This window comes from Priestia endophytica DSM 13796 (assembly GCF_900115845.1).
GTDB classification, from domain to species: domain Bacteria; phylum Bacillota; class Bacilli; order Bacillales; family Bacillaceae_H; genus Bacillus_I; species Bacillus_I endophytica.
In genome coordinates this window covers 194,768-220,647 of sequence record NZ_FOXX01000001.1, presented here as the reverse complement: position 1 = coordinate 220,647, position 25,880 = coordinate 194,768, and the positions used below count along the sequence as shown (strand labels likewise).

Sequence of the window (25,880 nt, the reverse complement as noted above, 5' to 3'; positions counted from 1 at the left end):
GTCGTGTCTTTTTTTATGGTATAATGCAAAGGGTTATAAAGGGAGATTTCCTTTTATAATGAAGTGTTTTATAATAAATAATTAAATAATTTAACGAAAAAGTTACGTAGTAATGCTTAAAACATGAAAAGCACATATGCAAGGTTTTAAGATAAAGGGAAGCAATGGATGTGATAACATGGTAGTTAGTATGACTGGTTTCGGGAGAGGAAAAGCCGAAAGTGAAAAAAACACGGTAACAGTTGAGATGAAGTCTGTTAACCACCGATTTTGTGAAGTGATGGTTCGTATGCCAAGACAGCTTGTTGATGTTGAAGACAAGCTTAAGAAAATTGTTGGCGAATCTATTAAAAGAGGAAGAATTGAAGTATTTGTCACTGTCTCTGGAGAGCGTTCGAGTACAAAAAGTCTTCAAACTGATTACTCACTTCTTCAACAATACGTTGAAGCGTTAAAAACGATTGAGAAAGAGCAAAATTTACCTCCTCAATCTCTTTCATTCCAAGACATCTTAGAAATGGAAGGTGTTTTCACAACGCATGATGAAGAGGGAGACAATGCAGAAGTTAAAGAACTTGTACAAGAAGCGGCAAGAAAAGCGGTTTCAGAACTTTATAAAATGCGTCAAAATGAAGGAGAACGGCTAAAAGAAGATTTGATGAATCGTATTTGTCAAATTGAAAAGAGCTGCGAGGAAATTGCAAAGCTTGCTCCAACTGTTTCAGAACAGTACCGAGAGCGGATTCAGAAAAAGCTTCAGGAGCATCTTGGTGACTCATTTGACGAGCAGCGTGTTCTGACAGAAGTTGCGATTTTTGCAGAGAAAGCAGACATCAGTGAAGAGATTACGCGCATTAATAGCCATATTAGAGAATTTAAGGAAACGCTTGAAAGCGGAGCTCAAATGGGACGCAAACTGGACTTTCTTGTCCAAGAATTAAACAGGGAAGGCAACACAATAGGAGCAAAAGCTCATAGCAGCAGCATTGCTAGTTTAGTTATTGATATAAAAACAAATCTAGAACGAATTAAAGAGCAAGTGCAAAATATTGAATAGCCCCTTGTCAAAAGTACAGCGTTCATATATAAATGAAGCAGGGACTTTTGATACATAGGGTTTAAAACAAGAAAAAAAGTCTACAATGTTATCATTCATAAATGGTGAAAAATAGAGTGTGGAAGCTGAGGAGGCTTGTTGATGAACAGCAAGTTTATTAATGTTGGTTTTGGAAATTTTGTATCATCAGGGCGAATTATTTCTGTTGTGCACCCTGAATCAGCCCCAATTAAAAGAATGATTCAAGATGCAAAAGAAAGAAGTACACTTATTGATGCAACGCTTGGTCGTAAAACACGATCAGTTATTATTATGGACAGCGAACATGTTATTTTAGCTCCTGTTCAACCAGAAACCATTTCACAACGACTTGAATCAAAAGGTGAACAACTGACGGAAGGGTAAGGTGTAGCATTTATAATGAAAGAAAAAGGAATTTTAATCGTCCTTTCAGGGCCATCTGGTGTTGGAAAAGGTACGGTACGTAAAGCATTATTTTCGGAGGAAGAACTTTCTCTTCAATATTCTATTTCAGCAACAACTCGTAAGCCACGTGAAGGAGAAGTGCATGGCGTCGATTACTTGTTCAAAGAGCGTGTGGAATTTGAAGAAATGATCAAAAATGATCAACTTCTTGAATGGGCAGAATACGTAGGAAACTATTACGGAACGCCTGTTGAATATGTTCAAAAAACGCTTGATGAAGGAAAAGACGTATTTTTAGAAATTGAAGTACAAGGGGCAATGCAAGTTAAGAAAGCATTTCCTGAAGGACTTTTCATCTTTTTAGCTCCACCAAGCCTTTCAGAGCTTCGCAATCGTATTGTAACAAGAGGAACTGAGTCTGAAGACCTTATTCATAACCGCTTAACAGCTGCAAAAGAAGAAATCGAAATGATGGATTCTTATGATTATGTAGTCGAAAATGACAAAGTCGAGCATGCTTGTGATAAAATTAAAGCAATCGTAACGGCAGAACATTGCAAACGTTCACGAGTAGCTCCTCGCTATAAAAAATTACTGGAGGTTGAATGATGTTATATCCATCAATTGACACACTTATGACAAAGCTTGATTCAAAATATACGCTTGTAACAGTTGCAGCGAAACGTGCTCGCAGCTTACAGGAATATAACGACCTTATGGTTGAAAATCCAGTATCAGACAAGTTTGTAGGATGTGCGCTTGAAGAAATCAATGCAGGCGTTCTACATTTTGAAAAATCGGAAAACTAAAATGAACGTAGAATAACAACCTATTATGATTAGGTTGTTATTTTTTTAAAAGATAAATGTAAAAGGTGGGAGAAGAACGTTGGAAGGAAAACGTATTGTATTAGGAGTAAGCGGAGGAATTGCCGCTTATAAAGCAGCTGCTTTAACAAGTAAGCTTATTCAGAGTGGAGCAGAAGTAAGAGTGATAATGACAGAGTCAGCAACAAAGTTTATTACACCCCTCACATTTCAGGCACTGTCGAGAAATCACGTTTATACAGATACTTTTTTAGAAGAAGATCCAACCGTTATTTCACACATTGATGTTGCAGATTGGGCAGACTTAATTATTGTAGCTCCAGCAACAGCTAATACGATTGGAAAGTTAGCGAATGGCCTTGGAGATGATATGCTTACAACAACACTTTTAGCCACAACGGCTCCTGTTTGGATTGCTCCTGCGATGAACGTGCATATGTATGATAACAAAGCTGTTCAGCGTAATATTATGACGCTTTATAACGATGGCTACCGCTTTATTGAACCATCAGCAGGGTATCTTGCCTGTGGGTATATTGGTAGAGGAAGACTTGAAGAGCCAGAGAAAATTGTCGAGCTTGTAAAAGAGCACTTTACGCCGAAAAAAGAACAGCTTCTCGTTGGAGAGAAAATTGTGATTACGGCAGGGCCAACGCGTGAAAACGTAGATCCTGTGCGCTTTTTTTCAAATCGCTCAACAGGTAAAATGGGATACGCTTTAGCGCAGGCTGCTAAAGATCTTGGAGCGGACGTTACCCTTATTAGTGGCCCAACAAACTTAACGCCTCCAACAGGTGTTACATTTGTGGAAGTTGAAAGTGCTGCAAACATGCTTGACGCCGTTATGAACGTTTTTAACGATGCTTCTGTTGTCATTAAATCAGCTGCTGTAGCTGATTATCATCCAAAAGTAACTTTTGGGCAGAAGATGAAGAAGAAAGACGGAGATTTAGCGATTGAAATGGAACGAACAACAGATATTTTAAAAACGCTTGGACAAAAGAAAGATGGTCAGTTATTAGTGGGATTCGCAGCAGAAACAGAGCATGTTGAAGAATATGCTATGAAAAAGCTTCAAACAAAAAATGCTGACCTTATTGTCGCTAATAATATTTCAACAGAAGGTGCAGGCTTTGGAGGAGACACAAATATAGTGACGCTCTTCTATAAAGATGGACATCATCAAGATCTTCCACTGCTTTCGAAAAAAGATGTGAGTGAAAGAATTATGAATGAAGTTGTGAACTTATTAAAGGAACGGTCAAAATGAAAGTAGCAAGTATTATTGTAGATGTTTTAGCAAAAGGAACGGATCGCCCTTTTGACTACATTATTCCACAAAGTCTAGAAGACGTTGTTGTAAAAGGAATGCGTGTTATTGTTCCATTCGGTCCTCGTAAGATTCAAGGTTTTGTGATTGATATAAAAGAAAGTTCAGATGTTGCTCGTTTAAAAGAAATTGACGAGATGGTTGACCTTCAACCTGTTTTAACAGAGGAGCTGCTTAGACTTGGGAAATGGTTGACAGAAGAAACACTATGTTATGCAATGTCAGCTTTTCAAGCGATGCTTCCCGCAGCAATGAAAGCAAAGTACGATAAAGAAATCTCGCTTCCTTCCGAAGAGGTAAAGCATCAACTTCATGAAAGTGTGCGGCCTCTTTTTTCAAAAGGGAGCATTAGGTTTAGCGATATGAAAAACCATCCTGCCGCTCCTTATCTTTTAAAAGACATAAGTAAGAACTTTTTAGATGTCACGTATATTGTTAAAAATAGAGTGAATAAAAAAATGTTGAGAGGCGTTATGCTCTCTCCTTCTATGAAACAAGAAGACATTGAGAAGTATATGGATGGACTGGGCAAAAAAGGTGAAAAGCAAAAGTTTGTTCTTCAATATATACTTGCCCAAAAGGAAAAGATGAGCGTAAAGCACTTGAAAGACGAGCTTGGTATTACAGATGCTCCTATTAAGTCACTTATTTCAAAAGGTTTCCTAGAAAAGATTGAGATTGAGCTGTACAGAAATCCGTTTGCAGAAAGAGAGTTTCAAAAAACAAGTGCGCTTCCTCTTACAGAAGAGCAAAGCAAAGTTATTAAACCTATTCATACAAGTATTGAAGAAGATAAGCATAACGTATTTCTTTTGTATGGAGTAACAGGAAGCGGAAAGACAGAGGTATACCTCCAGTCTATTCAGCGTGTTCTTGAAAAAGGGGAAGAAGCGATTGTTCTTGTTCCTGAAATTTCGCTCACACCACAAATGGTCACAAGATTTAAAGGGCGGTTTGGTTCAAAAGTCGCCGTCCTTCACAGTGGACTTTCAGCAGGAGAAAAATACGATGAGTGGCGCAAAATTCAGCGGGGAGAAGTATCAGTTGTTGTTGGAGCTCGCTCCGCTATCTTTGCACCATTTAAAAACTTGGGCATTATTATTATTGATGAAGAACATGAATCAAGCTATAAGCAGGAAGAAAACCCACGCTATCATGCAAGAGATGTTGCCATTTATCGAGGGAAGTATCACAACTGTCCTGTTGTTCTCGGAAGTGCAACGCCAACGCTTGAGTCCTTTGCGAGAGGGAGCAAAGGGAATTATACGCTTTTAACACTTTCTAAGCGTATGAATAATGCCCAAATGCCCCAAGTTGAAAAAGTGGATATGAGAGAAGAACTTCGTAATGGCAACCGTTCTATGTTCTCGACCGTTCTGTTTGAAAAAATGAAGGATCGATTAGAAAAAGGAGAGCAAATTGTGCTTATGTTAAATAAGCGCGGTCATTCTTCTTTTATCATGTGCAGAGACTGTGGTTTTGTGCCTACTTGTCCACATTGTGAAATTTCGTTAACGTATCATAGACATCAGAACTTAATGAAATGCCATTACTGTGGACATCAGGAGCAGCTTGCAACAAAATGTCCTGAATGTGAAAGCGATCATATCCGCTATTTTGGAACAGGTACACAAAAAGTGGAAGAAGAGCTTACTAAGGTGATTCCAGAGGCATCTGTTGTGAGAATGGACGTTGATACAACGAGCCGCAAAGGCTCACATGAAAAACTGCTTGCTAGATTTGAAAGTGGCCAAGCCCAAATCTTACTTGGTACACAAATGATTGCAAAAGGTCTTGATTTTGAAAATGTAACGCTCGTTGGTGTTCTCTCAGCAGATACAATGCTTCATCTTCCAGATTTCAGAGCATCCGAAAAAACATTTCAGCTTCTGACTCAAGTAAGCGGAAGAGCAGGGCGCCACTCCCTGCCAGGAGAGGTTGTTATTCAGACGTATACGCCTGAACATTACAGCATTGATCTTGCGAGTTATCATGACTATGATGCTTTTTATAAAAAAGAGATGGTAATGCGGAAGATGCTGAAGTATCCGCCATTTTATTATTTGGCACTTGTGACAGTAGCACATGAAAATATGGCTGTTGCAATGGGAGAAACGGATAAAATCGCATCCTTCTTACAAAACAAGCTCTCCTCTAATGCTATTATTCTTGGCGCTGTGCCATCTCCTATTGCGAAAATTAAGGATAGATATCGTTATCAATGCATGATAAAATATAGAAACGAACCAGACCTTTTTTCTTCTCTGCACTTTTTATTAGAGCAGTACAAAGGGAAAATGCAAAAGCAAAATTTAACGATAAACGTTGATTTGAACCCTTATGTGATGATGTAAGGGGGAAAATAGATAAAAAAATAGATGTGAAAGGTTCAAAGAGCTATTTTAGTTTTTTGGACCTTTTTATTTGTTTTATAAAAGTGGTACAATGTAGTAATGAAAATAAGCGGATGCGGAGTTAAGTGCGAACAAAAGAAAGGCAGTGAACGAATTGACAAAAGTCGTATTTATGGGAACACCGGATTTTTCAGTTCCGGTATTAAAAACATTAATAGAAGAAAAATATAACGTTGTAGCGGTTGTAACACAGCCTGATCGACCAAAAGGGAGAAAGCGCGTTCTAACGCCACCTCCTGTAAAAGTAGAAGCAGAAAAACACGGCATTCCAGTGCTTCAACCCGAAAAGATTAGCGTTGAAGAAGAATACAAAAAAGTACTTTCGTATGAACCAGATTTAATTGTAACAGCAGCATTTGGCCAAATCTTGCCTTCTCCAATTTTAGATGCGCCAAAGTATGGCTGCATTAATGTACATGCTTCACTTTTACCTGAGCTACGTGGTGGAGCACCAATTCATTATGCCATTCTTCAAGGGAAAAAGAAGACTGGTGTGACAATTATGTATATGGTGCCAAAGCTTGATGCAGGAGATATCTTAACAAAAGTGGAAGTAGCAATTGAAGAAAAAGACCATGTTGGCACACTTCATGACAAATTGAGTGAAGCGGGAGCATCTCTTTTGAAGGAAACTATTCCACAGCTTTTAAACGGGGAATTAACACCTATTGCTCAAGACGATAGCCAAGCAACATTTGCTTCAAATATTAAGCGAGAGCAGGAAAAAATCGTCTGGACAAAAGACGGAGAAGAAATTTATAACCATATTCGTGGTTTACATCCTTGGCCTGTTGCCTATACAACGCTAGATGGTGACGTGTTAAAAGTATGGTGGGGAGAAAAAGTGGAGTCAGAGAAAAACGAAGCTCCTGGTACGGTTATTAAAATTGAAAAAGACGGTTTTATCGTAGCGACAGGAAACAGTACAGCTATTAAAATAACGGAACTTCAGCCTGCAGGGAAAAAACGTATGACGGCTGCTCAAGTTCTTCAAGGATCACTAATTGAGACTGGAATAAAGCTAGGGGACGATTATGAGTAACTACAACGTGAGAAAAATTGCGCTTGACGTGTTAATTGCAATTGAACAAAATCAAGCGTACAGCAACTTAACTTTAAATCATCAAATTAAACATCATAAGCTTTCAAATCTTGATGCAGGTCTTTTAACTGAGATTGTATATGGAACAGTGCAACGCAAGTTGACAATTGACTATTATCTAGCACCATTTCTAAAAAAACCGAAAAAAATGCAAACATGGGTTATTGTATTGCTTCGTTTATCGGCTTACCAAATGATCTATCTTGATCGTATTCCGTCACATGCTATTATTCATGAAGCAGTTGAAATTGCCAAAAAACGCGGTCATCGCGGTATTTCTTCAATGGTAAATGCCGTGCTTCGTAACCTTCAGCGTGAAGGTTTAGCATCAACTGAAGAGATTGATCATAAGTTGGACAGACTTGCTACTGAAACAAGTCATCCAAAATGGCTTGTGAAAAGATGGAGCGATCAGTTTGGTTTTGATAAAGCAAAAGCCATTTGTGAAGCAAACCTACAGCCTCCAAAACAAACGATTCGTGTAAATACAAAATACTATAAGCGTGATGAAGTGCTTGTGCGTTTAAAAGAGCAAGGTATTGAAGCTGAAAAATCTGATTTGCTTGCCGAAGCAGCAGAAGTGAAAAAAGGAAATGCTGCAAATACTCAAGCTTTCAAGGACGGCCTGTTTACTGTGCAAGATGAAAGTTCAATGCTTGTTGCACATGCTCTAGATCCACAAGATGGTGATCATATTTTAGATAGCTGTGCAGCACCAGGTGGAAAAACTACGCACATTGCTCAAATGATTCAAAACGGCAAAGTGACGGCTCTTGATATTCATAATCATAAAGCACTGCTTATTGAAGGACAGGCAGAGCGTCTTCGCTTAGAAAATGTGGATGCAAAAGTATGTGATGCAAGAAAAGCGGGGGGCTTATTTGAAAGAGAGAGTTTTAATCGTATTCTTGTTGATGCACCTTGTTCTGGCTTCGGTGTTATTAGAAGAAAGCCGGACATCAAATATACTAAAACAGAAGAAGATGTAATGAAATTACAGCATATTCAGCTTGAAATTTTATCAGCTGTTGCTCCACTTTTGAAGAAAGACGGTGTTTTAGTATACAGCACATGTACAATTGATCGTGAGGAAAATGGGGATGTTGTTCAAGCGTTTTTAGAGGCTCATGAAGATTTTGAGCTTCATCCGCAGTTTAAAGATAGAATGCCTGCTAAAGTAGCTGGTAAAATAGAAAATGGAACACTGCAAATTTTGCCGAGTGATTTTGGCACAGATGGGTTTTATATAGCTTGTTTTCGCAAGAAAGTGTAAAATATGGGAAGTAGCATAAAATGATTTTCTAAAAAAGGAGGTAGATTCCTTTTTTAGAAAATCATCAAGAGCTATGAAAATGAACTGAGGTGGAACTATGGGAGCCGTTTATTTAACAGACCAAGGTAAAGTTCGTCTTCATAACGAAGATTCTGGAGGCGTTTTTGAAAATAAGCATGGAGAGAAAATTGCGGTGATTGCCGACGGAATGGGAGGCCATCGTGCAGGCGACATTGCTAGTTCAATGACAGTTGAACAGCTCCATACTTTTTGGGAAGATAAAGCACCTTTTCATTCACCAGCAGAAGCTGAACAATGGTTCTTAGATACAATACATAAAGTCAACAAACAGCTTCTTCTATATGCCGAAAATCATGAAGAGTGTAAAGGAATGGGAACCACTTTTGTTGGGGCACTTTGCACATCTTCTTTTTGTACAGTCGCTCATGTTGGAGACAGTCGATGCTATCTTTTAAACGAAAGCGGTTTTTCACAACTTACAGAAGATCATTCTCTTGTCAACGAGCTTGTTCGCAACGGTCAGATTTCAAAGGAAGATGCTGAGCATCATCCAAGAAAAAACATTCTCCTCAGAGCTTTAGGTACTGAGAAAAATATTGAAATAGATGTTAAAACTGTTGAAGTAGAAAAGGGAGATTTTTTACTTTTATGTTCTGATGGATTATCAAATAAACTATCAGATGAGCAGCTAAAAGAGGTTCTTACGAATGAAACAAGCATTGAAGCTAAAGCAAAATCTCTTGTTGATATAGCAAATGAATTAGGTGGAGAAGATAACATTACGCTGATCATTGTAGAGTTTGAGCATGAAAGCGAGTGATTCCAATGCTTATAGGTAGAAGATTAGGCGGGCGATACAAAATCCTAAACCCTATTGGCGGGGGCGGGATGGCTAATGTTTATTTAGCGCGCGACGTCATCTTAGAAAGAGATGTCGCGATTAAAGTGCTGCGCTTTGACTATGCAAACGATGAATCATTCATTAAACGCTTTCATCGAGAAGCCCAGTCAGCAGCAAGCATAGATCATCCAAATATCGTAAGTATTTATGATGTTGACGAAGAAGACGAAATTTATTACATTGTCATGGAATATGTACCAGGTCAAACATTAAAAGAATATATTGGGGAACATAGTCCACTTCATATTGAAAAAGCTCTTGATATTATGAAGCAAATTACATCTGCTATTGCTCACGCTCATGAATTCGGCATTATACATAGAGACTTAAAACCTCAAAATATTTTAATTGATCACGATGATCGTGTGAAAGTAACGGATTTTGGAATTGCGCTTGCACTTAGTTCATCAACAACGATTACTCAAACAAATTCTGTACTAGGCACTGTTCATTACTTGTCTCCAGAACAAGCAAGAGGGGGACTTGCTACTAAGAAATCAGATATATATTCACTCGGTATTTTACTTTTTGAGCTTTTGACAGGAAGGGTTCCTTTTTCAGGGGAATCTGCTGTTTCCGTTGCGCTGAAACATTTACAAACAAATACGCCATCACCTAAGCGATGGAATCCTTATATCCCGCAGAGTGTTGAAAATATTGTGTTAAAGGCAACAGCCAAAGATCCTTTTTATCGCTATGATTCTGTAGAGGAAATGGAATATGCTCTGTCTGTTGCATTAAATCCAGACAAGCTCAACGAAGAAAAATTTCAAGTTCCAGATGATGAAGAAGTTACAAAAGCCATTCCAATCATCAAAGAAGATGATATAGAAGAGGATGAGCATACGCTTGTTCATCACAAAGAAAGCACACAAGCGCCGACTGAAAACGTTCCCCAGGACAAGAAGAAACCTAAAAAGCGAAAGGGTAAAATCTTTCTTATTACATTTTTAACGCTGCTTTTTCTAGCTGGAGCAGGAATTGCTGCAATAACGCTTGTTCCATCATTTTTTGCTCCAAAAGATGTTAAGATTCCTGAAGTTGCGGGGAAAGAATATGAAGAAGCGTTAAAGCTTCTTATTTCAAAAGGCTTTGACGTAAGTTCTCCAATTGCTCAATCAAGTGAAACAATTGAAGAAGGAAAAATTATTCGTACAGACCCAAAGGAAGGCACCACTGTCAAAGAAGGTGACCAAATCACTTTGTATCAAAGTTCTGGAAAGAAAAAAACAGTCTTTGATGACTATACAGGACGAAACATTGATGAAGTAAAAAAACTATTAGAGCAGCGTGGATTTAAAAATATTAATGTTGAAGAAGAAGAAAGTGAAGAACCAAAAGGTACCGTTATTGAACACGATCCAGATGAAAACGATGAGGTTATTGCGGAAGATACTGAAGTGAACTTAAAAGTGAGCAGCGGACCTCCTGCTATTGTTTTACAAAACTACGAAGGATGGCAGGAAAAGAGCGTGCGTGACTTTGCTACATCAAATGGATTAAAAGTATCCACCAAAGAAGAGTATTCAGACGAAACGGCAAAAGGACTTGTTGTGTCTCAAACACCAACTCCTGGTACTCAAGTTGAGCAAGGAACAACGATTAATATCGTCGTTTCTAAAGGAGAAGAGCCTAAACCTCCAAGGGAACATACGGTGGAGGTTACGATTCCTTATGAACCTTCTGAACCTGAACCAGAAAATGAAGTGAATCCAAACCTTCAACAACTGCCACAAAAAGTGGATGTATATATTGATGATGCAAATCATGATAGCAACGTTCCATTCGAATCATTCACAATCACAGAGGATACAGTTAAAACGTATACCTTTACAGTGAAACAGGGTGAGACAGCAAGCTATAAAATTGTGAGAGACGATAAAGTTCTTCAAGAGGAGACAGTTCCTTACGAAGATGATGAATAAACAAGGAGTGACGTTATGCCAGAAGGCAAAATTATTAAAGCACTTAGCGGGTTTTACTACGTTTTAAGTGGGGATGAAACGATTCAGTGTCGAGGGAGAGGGGTATTTCGTAAACAAAAAGTAACTCCTCTTGTTGGAGATGAGGTAACGTTTCAAGCTGAAAATGATAAAGAAGGATATGTGCTAGGGATAGAGGATCGCAAGAACTCACTTGTTCGCCCTCCTATTGCTAATGTTGATCAAGCTATTCTAGTCTTTTCAGCTGTTGAGCCAACGTTTAGTACTACATTGCTTGATCGTTTTTTAGTGCTTGTTGAGTCACATGACATTGAGCCCATTATCTGTATTACAAAACTTGATTTGCTTTTAGAAGAGCAGAAAAAAGAGCTTGACGTTTTTGTTTCAGATTACCGTGAAATGGGATATGAAGTTCTTTTGACATCAACATTAGATGAAAATAGTGTTCAGATGCTTCTTCCATATTTAAAAGATAAAGTAACGGTTGTAGCAGGACAGTCTGGTGTTGGTAAATCTTCTTTATTAAATGTGTTAGATCCGAGCCTTTCCTTAAAAACAGATGACATTTCAACATCGCTTGGGCGTGGAAAACATACAACAAGACATGTTGAACTCTTATCTATTGGAGGAGGATTTGTGGCGGATACACCTGGTTTTAGCTCTCTTGAATTTACAGAGCTTGAAGCAGAGGAATTGCCATATTGCTTCCCTGAAATGGTTCGGGTGAGCGAAGGATGTAAGTTTAGAGGTTGCTTGCATGTGAAAGAACCAAAGTGTGCCGTTAAGGAAGCGGTAGAAAACGGAGAAATTCCGTCTTATCGCTACGACCACTATTTAAGCTTTTTAGATGAAATTAAACAGAGAAAGCCGAGGTATTAGAATAATGAAAATTGCACCTTCTATTTTATCTGCTAATTTTAGTGAGCTAGGAAAAGAAATTAAAGAAGTGGAAACAGCGGGAGCTGACTATATCCATGTTGACGTTATGGACGGGAAATTCGTTCCTAATATTACGATTGGCCCGCTTGTTGTTGAAGCAATTCGTCCAATTACAAGCTTGCCGCTTGATGTTCATTTAATGATTGAAAATCCAGATCAGTACATTCCTGCCTTTGCAAGAGCCGGTGCTGACATTATTTCTGTTCATGTAGAAGCATGTCCACACTTGCATCGTACAATTAGCCTTATTAAAGAACAAGGAGTAAAAGCTGGTGTTGTACTAAATCCTGCAACACCAATTGATTCTATTAAGCATATTCTTGAAGAAATTGATCTTGTTCTTTTAATGACGGTGAATCCTGGATTTGGGGGTCAAACATTCATTAAGAGCGTTCTTCCGAAAATTGAGCAGATTGCCCAACTGATTGAAATTCGCGGTTTAGATATTGAAATTGAAGTTGATGGTGGAGTAAATACACAAACTGCAAAGCTTTGTAGAGAAGCAGGAGCAAATGTTCTTGTAGCTGGTTCTGCGATTTATAATGAAGAAGATCGTGCAGGAGCTATCAATGCCCTTCGGGAGAGTTACTAAAAGATCAAACTTTTGTTTGGTCTTTTTTTATAAAGAAAGGGGAGTCAATATGAAAATTAATATATTAGCAGGAGCTCCACAGTCAACAATACCGCCCCTTCAAGATGGTGAAACAAAATGGATTGGTGTTGACCGCGGTGTATATACATTGATGGAGCAAGGCATCATGCCTATCCAAGCATTCGGGGATTTTGATTCATTAACAGAGCTGGAGCTTAAACATATTCAAGATGTTTTTCCTGAATTGAAAGTGTATCCAGCTGAAAAAGATGAAACAGATTTAGAAATTGCGGTAAACTGGGCCCTTAACCAAGAGATTGAAGAAATTGATATATACGGGGCAACAGGTGGTCGTCTTGATCATATGTTTGGGGGGATTAGTCTTATTTATAAAGCTCTTCAGAAGAATGTGCGTGTTCGTCTTATTGATAAACAAAATACTTTAACAATGTATAAGGAAGGAACATATAACATTAAAGCTCATTCCCTCTATAAATATATTTCCTTTGTCCCTTTTTCCCTTGAGGTTGAAAACCTGACATTAAAGGGTTTTAAGTATCCATTACATAAAAGATGTGTTCCCGTTGGTTCGACGCTTTGTATTAGCAACGAACTTATTCAACAAAACGGTACTTTTTCGTTTACAAAGGGCATATTAATGATGATAAGAAGCAATGATTAAGTTGCTTAGCTAGTGTCATAATAAAGCTCATAATGAATAGAATATACGGTTGTTGAATCTTATTTCGTCTCGCGGTGACGAGTAGGAGGGGAAAAAATGAAATTTTATACAATCAAACTTCCGAAGTTTCTTGGAGGAATTGTGAAGGCGATGCTCAATTCGATGAAAAAAGGGGAATAAAAAAAGCACCATTATATGGTGCTTTTTTTATTAAACGCGCTCAACTTTACCAGATTTAAGAGCACGAGCAGAAACGTAAACACGCTTTGGTTTACCGTCAACTAAAATGCGAACTTTTTGAAGGTTAGCACCCCAAGTACGCTTATTAGCATTCATAGCGTGAGAACGTGCATTACCTGTACGAGTTTTACGACCAGTGATTACACATTTACGAGCCATATTGAGTTCCTCCTTACATAACTAACATCATTGACAATTATCAAAAATACTATATTACTTTACCATACGTACTTTTATAATGCAATAGTGCGCGCTTAACCTTTCAAGAAAATTTCCTTGACAGTCTATAAAAACAGGAAATAAGTCTAAGTTGCCGAAATGATAAAGAAAGCGGTTAATAACACAATAGGAGTTAAACTTTCAAAAAAACTTCATGTATAGTAAAATAGCGTTAATCTAACGGAAGAAGGGAGACCCAATACTATGTCCATTGAAATGAAAACACAGTATGGTCAAATTGATATTTCAACAGATGTTGTCGCAACAATTGTTGGTGGGGCTGCTGTAGATTGTTACGGTATTATTGGAATGGCATCTAAAAATCAAATCAAAGACGGGATTTCCGAAATCTTAAGAAAAGAAAACTTTACAAGAGGTGTTGTTGTAAGACAGCTCGAAGATGAAATTCATATTGATATGTACATTATTGTGAGCTATGGAACTAAAATTTCTGAAATCGCTCATAATGTTCAAACAAAGGTGAAATATACGCTAGAGCAAACAGTAGGTTTAACAGTAGAGTCTGTTAATATTTATGTTCAAGGCGTTCGAGTAGTTAACGTGTAAGTTAGGAGGAAATGTTGTGTCAATAACAACGTTAGACGGAAAGCATTTTGCAAGGATGATTCAGAGCGGTGCTCAAAACTTACAAAATAATGTAGAGTTTGTGGATGCTCTGAATGTATTTCCTGTGCCAGATGGTGATACAGGAACAAACATGAACTTATCTATGAGTTCAGGAGCTAAGGAAGTTGGTACAAAAGAAACTGAAAATATTGGCGAAGTTGGACAACTTCTCGCTCGTGGCTTATTGATGGGGGCAAGAGGGAATTCAGGTGTTATCTTATCTCAGCTTTTCAGAGGATTCGCAAAATCAATTGAAGGAAAAACGGTGGTAGATAGCGAAGAATTTGCTGCTGCATTTCAAGCTGGGGTTGAGACAGCTTATAAGGCAGTCATGAAACCAATTGAAGGAACAATTTTAACAGTTGCAAAAGAATCAGCAGAAAACGCGCTCAATATTGCAAAGACGGAGAAAGATGTAACGCTTGTAATGAAGGCTGTTTTAGAAGAAGCAAAAGCTTCTTTAAAACGAACACCGGATCTTCTTCCTATTCTGAAGGAAGTAGGGGTTGTCGATAGTGGTGGACAAGGTCTTGTTATTATTTATGAAGGATTTTTAGCTTCACTTGAAGGAAAAAACTTGCCAAATGTGACGGAAGTTCAGCCATCTATGAACGAACTTGTGAATGCTGAGCACCATAAAAATGCACAAGGACATATGAATACGGAAGACATTAAGTTTGGCTACTGTACAGAATTTATGGTGAAATTTGATGATAATAAGCTAGCATCGTTTCCATTCTCTGAAGAAGCATTTCGCAACGATTTAAGTGAATTTGGAGATTCTCTTCTTGTTGTAGCAGATGATGATCTTGTGAAAGTTCATATTCACGCCGAACACCCTGGTGAAGTTCTTACATACGGACAGCGCTATGGAAGCTTGATTAATCTAAAAATCGAGAATATGCGCGAACAGCACAGCACGATTGTTCAAAAAACAGAAAAGCCTTCTTTACCAAAGAAACAAAAAGAGTATGGCATTGTAACGGTTGCAATGGGACAAGGAGTGTCAGCTCTTCTAGAGAGCATTGGCGCAACAGTAGTACTTCAAGGTGGGCAAACAATGAACCCAAGTACGGAAGATCTTGTTAAAGCGATTGAAGATACAAATGCTAAAAAAGTCATTATTTTACCAAACAATAGCAATATTGTAATGACAGCTGAACAAGCAGCAGATGTCGTAGGAAAGGATGTCGTTGTTGTTCCATCTAAAACAGTACCACAAGGAATGACTGCACTGCTCTCTTTTAATGCTGAGCGTAATTTAGCTCAAAATAAACAAGAGATGACAAATGCTTTAGAAAATGTAAAATCAGGACAGGTCACATATGCGGTTCGTGATACAACAATTGACGGCATCGAGATTAAAAAAGACGATTTCATCGGAATTCACGAAGGTAAAATTGTAACAAAAGCACATAGCTCTCTCGAAGCTGTTCAGCTTTTACTTTCCAAAATGATTGATGAAAATGATGAAATATTAACGGTTCTTTACGGTGAAGAAACCAATGGGGAAGATATCGCTAAACTTGAACAGCACATCGATGAAAAGTTTGAAGATGTAGAGTTTGAAATTCATGAAGGAAAGCAGCCTGTATATCAATACATTGTAGCCGTGGAATAAAAAGCAGCACTCAACAGTTTTGTTGGGTGTTTTTATTTGATTGAAAAAATATTTTTATATATAAAAAAAGTGAGAGTTCTTATAGTGTGAGTAGGTTCAACTTTGAATATAAATGCTTAAATAACCTTTTTTTTAATGCGTAATCATTTACGAAGCTTCCTAAAGTTTGTTATATATAGTATAGTAATTTGATTTTTCATCTTAGAGAGGGTTTTCTATGGATATTTTAATTGGAACATTATTACTTCTTATTGTTCTCGTATTTTTTACAGTATTTAGTTACAAAGCACCGTATGGAATGAAAGCAATGGGTGCCTTGGCTAACGCAGCGGTCGTATCTTATTTAGTAGAAGCTTTTCAAAAATATATAGGAGGCGACATTATTGGTTTCTCGTTTCTTGGTGAGTTAGGACATCTTGCAGGCGGAATGGCAGGAGTAGCAGCTGCTGCACTCGTTTGCTTAGCCCTTGGAGTTTCACCTGTATATTCCTTGATGATGGGCGTAGCTTGTGCTGAAATGGGGCTTCTTCCAGGATTTTTTGCTGGATATATTATAGCTTTTTTAGTAAAAGTAATTGAGAAACGTTTTCCTGCTGGGCTTGATTTATTAGGTACTGTCATTATTGCAGCACCGCTCGCCCGTTTCATTGCAGTAGAAGTTTCCCCATTAGTAGACGCTACGCTTCTTAAAATTGGTGGAATTATCGACCAAATCACATCATCAAGCCCTATCTTAATGGGAATCATATTAGGAGGAATCATCACAGTTGTAGCGACTTCTCCTTTAAGTTCAATGGCGTTAACAGCTATGCTTGGACTAGTTGGTCTGCCAATGGGAATCTCAGCAGTTGCTATTGTGGGCTCAGCTTTTCTGAATTATGTTCTTTTTGACCGTCTTAAGTTTGGTTCTAGAAAAACAACAATTGCGATGACAATTGAGCCTTTAACACAAGCAGATCTCGTTGCGGCAAATCCTATTCCAATTTATGTAACAAATTTTGTTGGTGGAGCTCTATCAGGTATTGTTGTAGCGTTATTTGGCCTTATCAATAATGCAACAGGAACAGCAACAGTTGTTGCAGGACTTGTTGTAATGTATGGGTTTAACGATCCTGTAAAAGTGACGATTTGTGTGCTAATATGTGGAGTGATTGGAATCGTATGCGGTCTTCTTGGTTCATATGTATTTAGAAACTTTAAGATTGTACGTGAGGAAGAAGTTCGTGGTAGAGGACAGGAAGCAGCGTAGAGAAAACAAATAGGCAGCATATAGTACTATATGCTGTCTATTTTTGAGAAATAAAAAAACTTCAGTATGCAGAGGAGAGAGTTTATGAGATATAAATCTGTATTCGATATTATCGGTCCTGTTATGATTGGTCCATCTAGTTCCCATACGGCAGGAGCAGCCCGCATTGGAAGAGTAGCACGGACAATTTTTGGTGTTCAACCTGAGAGCGTTATCATTTCATTATACGGTTCTTTTGCCGAAACATATAAAGGCCATGGAACAGATGTAGCACTTGTTGGCGGCTTGCTTGACTTTGATACATCTGATACGCGTATTCCACTGAGCTTAAAGCTAGCTAAAGCAGCAAACATGAACGTAACCTTCATTGAAGAAGAAGCCATAAGCGATCATCCGAACACTGCTCGATTGCAATTAAAAGCAGGTGAAAAGGAAATGGAGATTGTGGGTATTTCTATTGGCGGTGGGACAATTCAAATTGTTGAATTGAACGGTTTTAAACTCAATTTATCTGGAATGAACCCAGCGATTCTTGTTGTGCACAATGATCGTTACGGTTCCATTGCAGGAGTTACAAATTTACTTACCAAATATCATGTCAATATTGGCCATATGGAAGTATCGCGCAAAGAAAAAGGAAAAGTGGCGCTAATGGCCATTGAAACAGATGAAAATATTAGTGATGAAGTGATTGAAGAAATTAAAGGACTTCCAAACGTGTTACAAGTTACAAGAATGATAGATTAAAGAGATGGGGGAAAAGATATGTTTCGTAATGTAGCAGAATTAGTGGAGCTTGCCGAAACACAAGGCAAAAAGATTTCACACATTATGCTTGAACAAGAATGTGAAGTAACAGGATTAACAAAAGAAGAAATTTTAGAGAAGATGAGTCGCAATTTAACAGTGATGGAAGAAGCGGTTGAGCGTGGATTAAAGGGTGTTCAATCTGTCACAGGTTTAACGGGAGGAGACGCTGTTCTTCTACAAAATTATATTAAAACAGGGAAATCGCTTTCAGGGGACCTTTTGCTTGATGCTGTGAGCAAGGCTGTGGCAACAAATGAAGTGAATGCTGCAATGGGAACAATTTGTGCAACACCAACGGCAGGAAGTGCAGGGGTTGTTCCTGGTACGCTTTTTGCGGTTCAAAACAAGCTCCATCCCTCTCGAGAAGAGATGGTTGAGTTTCTTCTTACAGCAGGTGCGTTCGGATTTGTTGTAGCTAACAATGCTTCGATTTCAGGAGCTGCAGGAGGCTGTCAAGCAGAGGTTGGTTCTGCAAGTGGGATGGCCGCTGCTGCTATTGTAGAGATGGCAGGTGGAACACCACAGCAATCAGCTGAAGCAATGGCGATTACACTGAAAAATATGTTAGGCTTAGTATGTGACCCTGTTGCAGGTCTAGTTGAAGTACCGTGTGTTAAACGAAATGCAATGGGAGCTAGCAACGCGATGGTGGCAGCGGATATGGCGCTTGCTGGAATTACAAGCCGAATTCCTTGTGATGAGGTCATTGAAGCTATGTTCAAAATAGGTCAAACAATGCCTGTCGCGCTAAAAGAAACTGCGCAAGGAGGGTTGGCGGCAACACCAACAGGTCGCAAACTTCAGGAAAAGATCTTTGGTAGCTCGCTTACGAAAAGTGAATAAATTACAGCAATTATCTATTTCAGCTTTAAAAGGGATCGGAGCAGAAACGAATGCATCGCTAAATTCGCTTGGTATTCTATCTGTAGCTGATCTTATTGAATATTTTCCGTATCGTTATGAAGATTACCGTCTTCGTGATTTAGCGGAAGTTAAACATGAAGAAACGGTAACAGTAGAAGGGATAGTACATGGTCCCCCAAATGTGATGTTTTATGGAAAGAAAAAGTCACGGTTAACTTTTCGCATGCTTGTCGGAAGGTATGCAGTAAACGTAACCGCGTTCAATCGCGGTTTTTTGAAAAATAAATTACAGTTAAATGAAACAGTAACAGTAACGGGAAAGTGGGATAAAAATCGTCAAACAATCTCATTAAAAGAATTGAAAGTGGGTCCATTTAAAGCTCAGCAAGAAATTGAGCCTGTTTACTCTGTAAAAGGAAACTTAACCGTTAAGGCACTTCGACGTTTTATTCGTCAAGCGCTTAGCGAATACGGCGAAGAAGTAGCTGAGCTTTTACCAAAATCCCTTTTAGACAAATATCGTCTCCTAGAGCGTGAAGAGGCATTAAAAGTGATTCATCTTCCGAAAACGCATGAGGAACTTAAATATGCAAGACGGCGCTTTGTATATGAGGAGTTTCTTCTCTTTCAACTAAAAATGCAGGTGCTTAGAAAAAGAGAACGAGAAGGTACAAAAGGGATGAGTCAACATATTCAAGCGAAGGATATTGTAGAGTTTACAGAACAGTTGCCGTTTCCTTTAACAGGAGCGCAAAAGCGTGTTGTAAATGAAATATTCGCTGATATGAAGTCGCCGTACAGAATGAACAGACTTCTTCAAGGTGATGTTGGATCAGGAAAAACAGTTGTAGCAGCTATTGCGCTTTTTGGTACGGTAAAAGCAGGTTATCAAGGGGCGCTTATGGTACCAACCGAAATTTTAGCTGAACAACATGTTTCATCGTTAAAAGAACTCTTAGGTCGTGTTGGTATTACAGTGGAACTTTTAACAAGCTCTGTTAAAGGAAAACGCCGTCGTGAGCTCTTAGAAAAGGTAGAAAGTGGCGAAGTGGATGTTTTAGTTGGAACGCATGCTCTTATTCAAGGTGAAGTAATGTTTAAAAAGCTTGGGCTTGTTATTACAGATGAGCAGCATCGATTTGGGGTAAACCAGCGTCGAACATTACGCGAAAAAGGTGAATTTCCAGACGTTTTATTTATGACAGCAACTCCGATTCCTAGAACGCTTGCAATTACGGCTTTTGGAGAGATGGACGTCTCTGTTATTGACGAGATGCCTGCAGGAAGAAAAACGATTGAAACATATTGGGTAAAGCATGATATGCTTGAAAGGATTTTACAGTTTGTGCAAAAAGAGCTTGTGAAAGGAAGACAGGCATATGTAATTTGCCCGCTCATTGAAGAGTCAGAAAAGCTCGATGTACAAAACGCCATCGATGTTCATGCAACACTTCAACAATATTTTGGGGACAAATGGAATGTAGGTCTTATGCACGGAAAGCTTCATCCAGATGAAAAAGACGAAGTGATGCGGGAGTTTAGCGAAAATAAGACTCAAATTCTAGTTTCAACAACTGTTGTTGAAGTAGGAGTAAACGTTCCGAATGCCACAATGATGGTTATTTATGATGCAGAACGATTTGGCCTTTCTCAGCTTCACCAGCTTCGCGGCCGTGTCGGAAGGGGAAGTGAGCAGTCATACTGTGTATTGCTTGCAGATCCAAAATCGGAAGTTGGGAAAGAAAGAATGAAGATTATGACGGAAACGAACGATGGATTTGTTCTTTCTGAGAAAGACTTAGAACTTCGCGGTCCTGGGGACTTTTTTGGAAAGAAACAAAGCGGTCTTCCTGATTTTAAAGTAGCTGATATGGTGCATGATTATAGAGCGCTTGAAACGGCTCGTGATGATGCAGCCAAGATTGTTAACAGTGAAAAACTTTGGAAAGATAAGGAATTTGCCCCGCTATTAATGCATCTTGAAGAAACAGGTGCTTTAACAACAGAAAAGCTAGATTAATAGAACAAAGCTAGAGCTGTTCAAGACGGACAGCTCTTTTCTTCATGGAAAAAAGGTTGCAAAGCCTATCATTTGATTATATACTGCTATTAGTACCTAGTATTAAAAAGCGGATGGTGGAGCATGAGATTAAATAAAAAGGAACGGAAAAAGCAGTTACAAGAAACAATTGATCAAAACCCGTTTGTAACGGATGAAGAGTTAGCTGAACGTTTCTCTGTTAGCGTACAAACCATTCGGTTAGATCGCTTGGAATTGTCGATTCCTGAACTTCGTGAACGTATTCGGCATGTTGCCTCAACACAGCTAGAAAATAAAGTCCGTTCTTTACCAATTGAAGAGGTTATTGGTGAAGTGATTGACTTAAATCTTGATCAATCAGCGATTTCTATTTTTGATGTAAAAGAAGAGCACGTTTTTAAGCGTAATCATATTGCACGTGGCCACCACCTTTTTGCACAGGCCAATTCACTTGCTGTTGCTGTTATCAATGATGAATTGGCGTTGACGGCTAATTCATCCATTCAGTTCCACCAGCCTGTTAAGCTAGCGGAACGTGTTGTAGCAAAAGCCAAAGTGAAAGAAAAAAGTGCAAAAAAAGAACGAACAACTGTTGAAGTATTAAGCTACGTTGGACAAACGCTAGTATTTTCCGGCCTATTTGAGATGTATCATTCAAATAGAGCAGGAGAGGGGGGTCACAATGAAAATCACAATTGATGCTATGGGCGGTGATCATGCCCCAAAAGCGATAATTGAAGGAGCAGAGCGAGCAATTGCTCATTTCCCTGATTTACATATCATTTTAGTTGGGGATGAAAATCTTATTCATCCACACTTGAAAAATAAAGAACGAATGACAGTTTTACATACGGAAGAAGTTATTGAAGCAACGGACGAACCTGTGCGGGCAGTGCGCCGTAAGAAAAAAGCTTCCATGGTGCTCGCTGCCCAACAAATTGCGGACGGAGAAGCAGATGCTTGTATTTCAGCAGGAAATACAGGTGCTCTTATGGCAGCAGGTTTATTTATTATCGGGCGCATTCAAGGGATTGAACGTCCAGCTTTAGCTCCAACACTACCGACTCGTACAGGAAATGGATTTTTACTATTGGATGCAGGCGCAAATCCAGATGCAAAGCCAAATCATCTTCTTCAATATGCTATTATGGGGAGCATTTATGCTAAAAGTGTATTTGGTATCGAGTCTCCTCGCGTTGGGTTGTTAAATGTAGGAACAGAGGAGAAAAAAGGGAGCGACTTAACAAAGCAAACATTTCCACTTCTTCAATATGCCGATATTAACTTCATCGGAAACGTTGAGGGAAGAGACTTATTAGAAGGCGTTGCAGATGTTGTTGTAACAGATGGTTTTACAGGAAACATTGCGTTAAAATCGATTGAAGGAACAGCGCTTTCTGTATTTTCAATGCTGAAAGAGACGCTTACAAGTTCATTTAAGAGTAAGGTTGCAGCAGGGATTCTAAAGCCTCAATTAAAAAAGCTTAAAACGCAAATGGACTATACAGAGTATGGTGGAGCAGGTCTTTTTGGACTAAAGGCACCTGTTATTAAAGCTCACGGTTCTTCAGACGATAACGCTATTTTTAATGCTGTGAAACAAGCGGTATTAATGGTAGAACAAAGCGTACCTAAAACAATCGCTGGGCAAATCGCTGCACAGAATAAAAAACAAGAACAAACCATAGAAAGTGAAAGGAAGGAATAAGCATGAGCAAAATTGCATTTGTTTTTCCAGGACAAGGCTCACAAGCTGTTGGGATGTTAAAAGATGTATACGCGGCATCGGAAGACGCGAAAAAGATGATTGATGAAGGAAATGAGGCGCTTGGCTTCTCGCTATCAAACTTAATGTTTGAAGGACCAGCAGAAGACCTAACGTTAACATATCATGCACAGCCTGCTTTATTAACAGCAAGCGCAGTGCTTTTAAATGAATTAACAAAAGAAGGGATTAAACCAGATTATGTAGCAGGACATAGTCTAGGTGAATACAGTGCACTTGTTGCAGCAGGCTCTATTTCGTACATTGACGGAGTAAAAACGGTTCACACACGTGGTCAATTGATGAATAAAGCAGTTCCAGCTGGTGAAGGAACAATGGCAGCTGTGCTTGGTCTTGATGCAGAAGAACTTGAAAAAGTAACAGCTGAGATTAGCGAGAATGGTGATGTTGTACAACTTGCGAATATTAACTGCCCAGGACAAATTGTGATTTCAGGTACTGTTGCAGGAGTTGAAAAAGCAGGAGCACTTGCAAAAGAGCGCGGAGCAAAACGTGTATTGCCTCTTAACGTAAGCGGTCCATTCCATTCTGCTCTTATGAAGCCAGCAGCAGAAGAATTTAAAAATGTGTTAGCTAACATTACAATTTCAAATGCGAGCGTTCCTGTTGTAGCAAATGTAACAGCAGAACCAATGACAGAGGCGAAAGAAATTAGCGAGCGTCTAGTGGAACAGCTTTATTCACCTGTTCGCTTCCATGAATCAGTTGAAAGAATGCTGAATGACGGTGTTGATACATTTATTGAAATCGGGGCAGGGAAAGTGCTGTCTGGATTAGTGAAAAAAGTGAATCGTCGTGCAACCGTTCATGCGGTATACGATATGGAATCATTACAAAAAACAGTTCAATCTTTGAAAGATGGTGAATGAGGATGTTAAAAGATAAAGTAGCTCTTGTTACAGGTGGCTCACGCGGTATTGGCCGTGCAACAGCGCTTGAACTTGCTTCATTAGGAGCAAAAGTTGCTGTAAACTATGCAGGAAGCGAAGGAAAAGCTCAAGAAGTAGTTGAAGAAATCAAAGCTATGGGTGGCGAAGCTATCAAAATCAAAGCAGACGTAGCTAACAGTGAAGAAGTTCAAGCTATGATCAAAGAAGTGATTGAAACATTTGGTTCTTTAGATATTCTTGTGAATAATGCGGGTATCACACGTGATAATTTATTGATGAGAATGAAAGAAGAGGAATGGGATAGCGTAATTGCGACAAACTTAAAAGGAGTATTTCTATGCACAAAAGCTGTTTCTCGCCAGATGATGAAGCAGCGCAGCGGTCGCATTATTAATATTTCTTCTATTGTAGGTGTAAGCGGAAATGCTGGACAAGCGAACTACGTAGCTGCAAAAGCAGGCGTAATCGGGTTAACAAAAACGAGCGCACAGGAATTAGCAGCTCGAGGAATTACGGTTAACGCTATTGCACCGGGCTTCATTGCAACAGATATGACAGACGAACTTTCTGAAGAGGTGAAAAACGGTATTCTATCACAAGTACCACTTGCAAAATTTGGAGAAGTTGCAGATGTTGCCAAAGTTGTTGCATTCCTAGCATCAGAAGGAAGCAAATATATGACAGGCCAAACGCTCCATGTTGATGGCGGAATGGTAATGTAAAAGAGCTTTTGAATTTTCTTTCTGAAGTTCTAGTAATTTGTTGAGGAATCCACTATAATGACTTGAGGGGAGGTGATAGTATGTCAGACGTATTAGAGCGCGTAACGAGTATCATCGTTGATCGCCTTGGCGTAAAGGAAGAGGAAGTGAAACTTGAGGCTTCTTTCAAAGAGGACCTTGGCGCTGATTCCCTTGACGTAGTTGAACTAGTTATGGAACTTGAAGATGAGTTCGAATTAGAAATTTCAGATGAAGATGCTGAGAAAATTGCGACAGTTGGTGACGCTGTTACTTACATACAGAACAAGCAATAAGCTGTCCTTACTTTTTAGAAGAGTCCCGTTTATATAACGGGGCTTTCTCTACTTTTATCGAACATCTTCTCCATCATACCTTTAAGTTTTTGATTTACTGCGAAAATTTAAAGATGTGAAAGGGCTTCAGTACAATTGGAGACAACTTATTATGACCGGAACCTCCCTTTCTGGAGAAAGAGATGGAAATTTGAAAACGGAAGAAACCATTGGAGGTATTTATGGCAAGACATCGTTATTACCCTAAAAATCAAAAACTACAAGAAAAAATTAAAAAACAGTTTCAAGAACTTCAAGAGAAAATGGGTATTTTATTTGACAACGAAAAGCTGTTAACACAAGCATTTACTCATTCTTCATATGTAAATGAACATCGCAAAAAACCTTATGAAGATAATGAACGTTTGGAATTTTTAGGTGATGCTGTTCTTGAATTAACAGTATCAAAATTTTTATTTAACAAATACCCAGCAATGAGCGAAGGGGAACTTACGAAGCTTCGTGCTGCTGTTGTATGTGAACCATCTCTTGTAAAGTTTGCAAACGAGCTTCAGTTTGGCAATTATGTTTTGCTTGGAAAAGGCGAAGAGATGACAGGTGGACGCCAAAGACCTGCTCTTTTAGCTGATGTGTTTGAAGCTTTTATCGGTGCTCTCTATCTTGATCAAGGTCTTGAAGTGGTCGAAAGATTGCTAGCACAAACCGTATTTCCTAAAATTGATGATGGTAATTTTACGTATGCAATGGATTTTAAAAGTCAGCTGCAAGAGCTTGTTCAGCGCGACAGTCAAGGACTTTTACAATATCAAATTCTTCAAGAAAAAGGACCAGCACATAACCGTGAGTTTATTTCACGAGTGCTTCTAAATGGATCAGAGCTTGGTACTGGCGTTGGCAGATCAAAAAAAGAAGCAGAGCAAAAAGCTGCACAAGTAGCTATTACTGCTTTAACACTTTTGAAAGAACAATAAATCTATGATATACAACTTT

General features: G+C 38.8%; 27 protein-coding genes. 26 read left to right on the top strand and 1 reads right to left on the bottom strand.

Annotated features, from left to right (window positions below; genetic code table 11):
* The first annotated feature begins 178 nt into the window (after window positions 1-178).
* From BM012_RS01090 to spoVM, 14 genes are all read left to right on the top strand, one after another.
* Window positions 179-1,057, top strand: a complete 879-nt coding sequence (locus BM012_RS01090; protein ID WP_061801762.1) for a YicC/YloC family endoribonuclease — start codon at window positions 179-181, stop codon at window positions 1,055-1,057.
* Between the two features lie 141 nt (window positions 1,058-1,198).
* Window positions 1,199-1,462: a DUF370 domain-containing protein gene (locus BM012_RS26000; protein WP_019391760.1), complete on the top strand. Its 264-nt coding sequence runs from the start codon at window positions 1,199-1,201 to the stop codon at window positions 1,460-1,462.
* Window positions 1,463-1,477: 15 nt separating this feature from the next.
* A complete protein-coding gene (gene gmk, locus BM012_RS01080; protein ID WP_019391761.1) occupies window positions 1,478-2,092 on the top strand; it encodes a guanylate kinase in 615 nt (204 codons plus the stop codon).
* On the top strand, window positions 2,092-2,292 hold the full coding sequence (gene rpoZ, locus BM012_RS01075; protein WP_019391762.1) for a DNA-directed RNA polymerase subunit omega: 201 nt from the start codon (window positions 2,092-2,094) through the stop codon (window positions 2,290-2,292). Before gmk ends, rpoZ begins: the two co-directional genes overlap by 1 nt.
* 79 nt (window positions 2,293-2,371) lie before the next feature.
* On the top strand, window positions 2,372-3,580 hold the full coding sequence (gene coaBC / locus BM012_RS01070; RefSeq protein ID WP_061801761.1) for a bifunctional phosphopantothenoylcysteine decarboxylase/phosphopantothenate--cysteine ligase CoaBC: 1,209 nt from the start codon (window positions 2,372-2,374) through the stop codon (window positions 3,578-3,580).
* Window positions 3,577-5,994 carry a primosomal protein N' gene (gene priA, locus BM012_RS01065; RefSeq protein WP_061801760.1) on the top strand — a complete coding sequence of 806 codons (2,418 nt, stop codon included), beginning with the start codon at window positions 3,577-3,579 and terminating at the stop codon, window positions 5,992-5,994. Before coaBC ends, priA begins: the two co-directional genes overlap by 4 nt.
* 154 nt (window positions 5,995-6,148) lie before the next feature.
* Complete coding sequence (gene fmt / locus BM012_RS01060) at window positions 6,149-7,096, top strand: methionyl-tRNA formyltransferase (protein ID WP_167360128.1); 948 nt, start codon at window positions 6,149-6,151, stop codon at window positions 7,094-7,096.
* A complete protein-coding gene (gene rsmB / locus BM012_RS01055; RefSeq protein WP_061801758.1) occupies window positions 7,089-8,429 on the top strand; it encodes a 16S rRNA (cytosine(967)-C(5))-methyltransferase RsmB in 1,341 nt (446 codons plus the stop codon). The genes fmt and rsmB overlap by 8 nt, the downstream gene beginning before the upstream one ends.
* Window positions 8,430-8,526: 97 nt before the next feature.
* Window positions 8,527-9,270 carry a Stp1/IreP family PP2C-type Ser/Thr phosphatase gene (locus BM012_RS01050; protein ID WP_061801757.1) on the top strand — a complete coding sequence of 248 codons (744 nt, stop codon included), beginning with the start codon at window positions 8,527-8,529 and terminating at the stop codon, window positions 9,268-9,270.
* A gap of 5 nt (window positions 9,271-9,275) precedes the next feature.
* Window positions 9,276-11,276, top strand: coding sequence for a Stk1 family PASTA domain-containing Ser/Thr kinase (pknB, locus tag BM012_RS01045; protein ID WP_061802314.1), 2,001 nt, complete (start codon window positions 9,276-9,278; stop codon window positions 11,274-11,276).
* A gap of 15 nt (window positions 11,277-11,291) precedes the next feature.
* On the top strand, window positions 11,292-12,173 hold the full coding sequence (gene rsgA, locus BM012_RS01040; protein WP_061801756.1) for a ribosome small subunit-dependent GTPase A: 882 nt from the start codon (window positions 11,292-11,294) through the stop codon (window positions 12,171-12,173).
* A gap of 1 nt (window position 12,174) precedes the next feature.
* Entirely contained in the window at window positions 12,175-12,825 is a 651-nt protein-coding gene (gene rpe, locus BM012_RS01035; protein ID WP_061802313.1) for a ribulose-phosphate 3-epimerase, read from the top strand.
* 49 nt (window positions 12,826-12,874) lie between these two features.
* The gene (locus BM012_RS01030) at window positions 12,875-13,507 is read left to right on the top strand and encodes a thiamine diphosphokinase (protein ID WP_061801755.1); all 633 of its coding nucleotides are present in this window, start codon (window positions 12,875-12,877) and stop codon (window positions 13,505-13,507) included.
* Between the two features lie 96 nt (window positions 13,508-13,603).
* Window positions 13,604-13,687 (top strand): stage V sporulation protein SpoVM, encoded by an 84-nt coding sequence (gene spoVM, locus BM012_RS01025; protein WP_019391772.1) that lies wholly within the window; start codon window positions 13,604-13,606, stop codon window positions 13,685-13,687.
* A 30-nt stretch (window positions 13,688-13,717) separates the two neighbouring features.
* Here spoVM and rpmB read toward each other — a convergent pair whose 3' ends face one another.
* Window positions 13,718-13,906, bottom strand: coding sequence for a 50S ribosomal protein L28 (gene rpmB, locus BM012_RS01020; protein WP_019391773.1), 189 nt, complete (start codon window positions 13,904-13,906; stop codon window positions 13,718-13,720).
* 264 nt (window positions 13,907-14,170) lie between these two features.
* On the opposite strand from rpmB, the gene BM012_RS01015 reads away from it, so the two are divergent.
* The 12 genes from BM012_RS01015 (at window position 14,171) to rnc (ending at window position 25,861) form a co-directional block, all read left to right on the top strand.
* The gene (locus tag BM012_RS01015) at window positions 14,171-14,533 is read left to right on the top strand and encodes an Asp23/Gls24 family envelope stress response protein (protein ID WP_061801754.1); all 363 of its coding nucleotides are present in this window, start codon (window positions 14,171-14,173) and stop codon (window positions 14,531-14,533) included.
* 16 nt (window positions 14,534-14,549) lie between these two features.
* Window positions 14,550-16,214: a DAK2 domain-containing protein gene (locus tag BM012_RS01010; protein ID WP_061801753.1), complete on the top strand. Its 1,665-nt coding sequence runs from the start codon at window positions 14,550-14,552 to the stop codon at window positions 16,212-16,214.
* Window positions 16,215-16,431: 217 nt separating this feature from the next.
* A complete protein-coding gene (locus BM012_RS01005) occupies window positions 16,432-17,463 on the top strand; it encodes a PTS sugar transporter subunit IIC (RefSeq protein WP_061801752.1) in 1,032 nt (343 codons plus the stop codon).
* A gap of 84 nt (window positions 17,464-17,547) precedes the next feature.
* On the top strand, window positions 17,548-18,210 hold the full coding sequence (gene sdaAB, locus BM012_RS01000) for an L-serine ammonia-lyase, iron-sulfur-dependent subunit beta (RefSeq protein ID WP_061801751.1): 663 nt from the start codon (window positions 17,548-17,550) through the stop codon (window positions 18,208-18,210).
* 18 nt (window positions 18,211-18,228) lie between these two features.
* Window positions 18,229-19,116 carry an L-serine ammonia-lyase, iron-sulfur-dependent, subunit alpha gene (gene sdaAA, locus BM012_RS00995; protein ID WP_061801750.1) on the top strand — a complete coding sequence of 296 codons (888 nt, stop codon included), beginning with the start codon at window positions 18,229-18,231 and terminating at the stop codon, window positions 19,114-19,116.
* Window positions 19,109-21,157, top strand: coding sequence for an ATP-dependent DNA helicase RecG (gene recG, locus BM012_RS00990; RefSeq protein ID WP_061802312.1), 2,049 nt, complete (start codon window positions 19,109-19,111; stop codon window positions 21,155-21,157). Before sdaAA ends, recG begins: the two co-directional genes overlap by 8 nt.
* Before the next feature lie 123 nt (window positions 21,158-21,280).
* Entirely contained in the window at window positions 21,281-21,877 is a 597-nt protein-coding gene (gene fapR, locus BM012_RS00985) for a transcription factor FapR (protein WP_061801749.1), read from the top strand.
* Window positions 21,861-22,886: a phosphate acyltransferase PlsX gene (gene plsX, locus BM012_RS00980; protein ID WP_061801748.1), complete on the top strand. Its 1,026-nt coding sequence runs from the start codon at window positions 21,861-21,863 to the stop codon at window positions 22,884-22,886. Before fapR ends, plsX begins: the two co-directional genes overlap by 17 nt.
* 2 nt (window positions 22,887-22,888) lie before the next feature.
* Entirely contained in the window at window positions 22,889-23,833 is a 945-nt protein-coding gene (fabD, locus tag BM012_RS00975; protein ID WP_061801747.1) for an ACP S-malonyltransferase, read from the top strand.
* A 2-nt stretch (window positions 23,834-23,835) separates the two neighbouring features.
* Window positions 23,836-24,576: a 3-oxoacyl-[acyl-carrier-protein] reductase gene (gene fabG, locus BM012_RS00970; RefSeq protein WP_061801746.1), complete on the top strand. Its 741-nt coding sequence runs from the start codon at window positions 23,836-23,838 to the stop codon at window positions 24,574-24,576.
* Window positions 24,577-24,656: 80 nt separating this feature from the next.
* A complete protein-coding gene (gene acpP, locus BM012_RS00965) occupies window positions 24,657-24,890 on the top strand; it encodes an acyl carrier protein (RefSeq protein ID WP_019391784.1) in 234 nt (77 codons plus the stop codon).
* A gap of 221 nt (window positions 24,891-25,111) precedes the next feature.
* Window positions 25,112-25,861, top strand: coding sequence for a ribonuclease III (gene rnc, locus BM012_RS00960; protein ID WP_061801745.1), 750 nt, complete (start codon window positions 25,112-25,114; stop codon window positions 25,859-25,861).
* Window positions 25,862-25,880: the final 19 nt, after the last annotated feature.